Annotated in this window: 2 protein-coding genes and 1 pseudogene; 2 read left to right on the top strand and 1 reads right to left on the bottom strand. The window is 61.4% G+C overall.

Going from position 1 to position 3215, the window contains the following annotated elements:
- Positions 1-123 (top strand): annotated as a pseudogene (locus DBR24_RS34965) (hypothetical protein); the annotation flags it as partial.
- A 445-nt stretch (positions 124-568) separates the two neighbouring features.
- Here the strand turns inward: DBR24_RS34965 and DBR24_RS26820 are convergent.
- Positions 569-2077 carry an AhpA/YtjB family protein gene (locus DBR24_RS26820; RefSeq protein ID WP_128616221.1) on the bottom strand — a complete coding sequence of 503 codons (1509 nt, stop codon included), beginning with the start codon at positions 2075-2077 and terminating at the stop codon, positions 569-571.
- Between the two features lie 134 nt (positions 2078-2211).
- Here DBR24_RS26820 and serB point away from each other — a divergent pair.
- A partial coding sequence (gene serB, locus DBR24_RS26815) for a phosphoserine phosphatase SerB (protein WP_128616223.1) occupies positions 2212-3215 on the top strand: 1004 nt, incomplete at its 3' end.

Raw genomic sequence — 3215 nt, 5'->3', positions numbered from 1 at the left:
GTGGCTGAAGCACCGCGTAAAGCGGCACCCAAACCGGCCGCGCCGGCAGCGGAAGCCGAGAAGCAGCCAAAGATTCCGATGGCTTCGCCGATTCGCACCGATATGGAAGTGTTCCGCTTCTAAGTCGGATCGAGTCAGAACAGAGCCCGCCTTGTGCGGGCTTTGTTGTGTCTGGGGTTTGGTAGGGGAGATCACAAGCCCCTCACCCTAACCCTCTCCCGGAGGGAGAGGGGACTGACCGAGGTGTCTGGTGCTATGCATCGACCTGAAAGCGCTTGGCGATTATGGATTCACAGCTGGGCGTTCAAGTCGCTGCAGGTCTTCAATATTCCCGAATCGGTTCCATCTCCCCGAGGGAGAGGGCTGGGGTGAGGTTATGCATCGACCTGAAAGAGCCTGGCGATTATGAATTCACAGCTGGGCGTTCAAGTCGCTGCAGGTCTTCAATATTCCCGGATCGGTTCCCTCTCCCAGCGGGAGAGGGCTAGGGTGAGGGGCAAAGTGCAGGCAACAAAAAAGCCCGCAGACATTCGCGTGTCTGCGGGCTTTCGTACCTCTGGCCTAAGGCTTACGCCCGACGTTCATGCATCCGCGCCAGTTGTCGCTCGAGCATCGACGGATAAGGCTCCATCAAGCGCTCCACGCAGCAAGCGCCTTCAGGGCTGGCAATCGGGCGGATCCGCGCACGCTGGCGGATCAGTGCATCGTCACTGATCTTGCGCTCGACCAGCAGCAGATTGCGGCTGTGTTGCGACAAGGCCAAGGCATCCTGTGCAGAGTCGGTCAGCAGCAGGTCGATCTGGCTCAGACCGAACAACTCGTCACCCAGGGTCAGACCCAGCTGCAATTGCAGGGTGATGCCGCTGTCGGCGACTTCGATCTGCAACTGATGGCCCAGCGCCCGCAGCAGCTCGCCGCAGCAGATCGCGTTGGTCAGGTAATCGTCGCCGCTGTCTTCGCTGTGGAACAGCATCAGCGTGCTGCCGTCGTTGAGGGTTTCGATTTCACCCTGATACAACGAGGCGGCCTGATCGAGGCAGTCGCGATAACGCTCCAGCAGCTCCTCCAGGCGCGCGCGTGGCAGGCGGCGCAGTTGTTCTTGCGAGCCGAGTTGCACGGCCAGTACGGCGCTGTGCTGTGGCACGTTGGGTGTGGCCTTGCGCACAGCCGGTTGCGGGGCGGCATCCAGCGACTCGTCGCGCAGATCGGCAAAGGCGTCGTCGTCATCATCGTCTTCAACGGTGCTGACCACGTGGCGCGGCGCCGGCTTCTGTGCGGCCAGCGGACGGGTTTCGTCGAAGCTCGGATCGCGCAGGTTGCGCACTTCGAATTCCGGTTCGTCCTCTTCTTCGAACTCGGGTTCCGGCTCGGGTTTCGGCGCCGGCTCCGGAGCAAAGTTGGCGTGCAGTTGACGGGCCAGATCACCGATTTCGTCCTGGCGCTCGGTGCCCGGCGTGAATTCGTCGATATGGCGCAACCATACGCGCAATTGCAGCAGCGGCGTGGACAGGTAGCGGCCCATGCGCAGGCTCAAGGCCAGCGACAGCGCCAGCAAAATCGCACTGAGAATGCCCATGCTCTGCAGGCTGATGGTCATCGGCTGCTGGAACTGATCCATGTCCAGGCTGATGCGCAGTTGCCCGGCGGTCACGTCCTGGAAGGTGATCTTGCTCTCGTACATGCCTTCGGCTTCGCCCAACAGGCTGTGTTTGGGGCGCTGACCGGATTCGGCGAGGATGCGGTTGTCCACGCTATAGATGGCCGCGTGCGCCACCAGTTTGTTCTTGGTCAGGTTGTTGAGCAGCACATTGAGGCTGAGGATGTCGTTGGACACCAACAGCTCCGTGGCGGAGGTGGCGGTCTGCGTGGTCAGGCTTTCGCCCAGTGCATCGGCCTGCTCGTGCATGGCCTGCTTGAACTGCAAGCCCATCACCCCGGCATAGATCACCAGGGCCAGAGCGACCAGGATCACGTTATGGCTGGCAATGCGCAATGCAATCGGTACACGGCGGTGGCGCAGTGCACGGAAGATCAGCAGGAAGAAGTTATCGGTTTTAACTGGCGTGGGCCGGTTCACTGAGCTCGGCTCTTTTGTCCGTGAAGTTGACGCGCAGTATAGCGACAGGCCCTAGACCGGCAAAGCGCTCGCGGTGCCCGATGGTCACTGAAAGTGGGTAGAATGCGGTTTTTTTCCAGTTGCGGGGGTGCGCGTTGCGCGAAATCGTCCTGATTAACATCACGGGAGTCGACCGTCCGGGTCTGACTGCGGCCATTACCGGCGTTCTGGCACAAGGTGGTGTGAACATTCTCGACATCGGTCAGGCGGTGATCCACGACACCCTGTCGTTCGGCATCCTGGTTGAAATTCCCGATTCCGAGCAAGGCAAGGCCGTGCTCAAGGACATCCTGTTCAAGGGCTACGAGCTCGACCAGCAGGTGCGCTTCACCCCGGTGTCCGAAGAGGATTACCAGCAGTGGGTGGGCAATCAGGGCAAGAAACGCCACATCGTTACCCTGTTGACCCGCAAAGTCACCGCCGGCCAATTGCAGGCGGTCAGCTCGATCACCGCCAAATATGGCCTGAACATCGACCATATCGACCGTCTGTCGGGTCGCATGCCGCTGGATACGCCGGCGGACAAGGGCAAGGGCTGCATCGAGTTCTCCGTGCGTGGCGAGGCGGCGGATCCGCAGGCCCTGCGCGCCGAGTTCCTCAGCGTCGCGCAGGCGCTGAACGTCGACATCGCCTTCCAGGAAGATTCGTTGTTCCGCCGCAACCGGCGCCTGGCGGTGTTCGACATGGACTCCACGCTGATCGAAGCCGAAGTCATCGACGAACTGGCCAAGGCGGCCGGTGTCGGGGAGCAAGTGTCGGCCATCACCGAGCGCGCGATGGCCGGCGAGCTGGATTTTCGTGCCAGCTTCAAGGAGCGCCTGGCTCTGCTCAAAGGGCTGGATGTCAGCGTGCTGGATTCGATCGGCGCTTCGTTGCGCCTGACCGAAGGCGCCGAAACCCTGTTCGCCGAACTCAAGCGTCTGGGTTACAAGACGGCGATCCTGTCCGGCGGCTTCACCTACTTCGCCAAGCAGTTGCAGGCCAAGCTCGGCATTGACTACGTGTTCGCCAACGAACTGGAAGTGGTCGACGGCAAGTGCACCGGCGTGGCGATCGAGCCGATTGTCGACGCCCAGCGCAAGGCCGATCTGCTGAAGGA

Origin of the sequence: Pseudomonas sp. HMWF006, assembly GCF_003061205.1 — a bacterium.
GTDB classification, from domain to species: domain Bacteria; phylum Pseudomonadota; class Gammaproteobacteria; order Pseudomonadales; family Pseudomonadaceae; genus Aquipseudomonas; species Aquipseudomonas monsensis.
The sequence above is the reverse complement of the archived record's forward strand: the minus strand, read 5'-3'. Positions and strand labels throughout refer to the sequence as shown.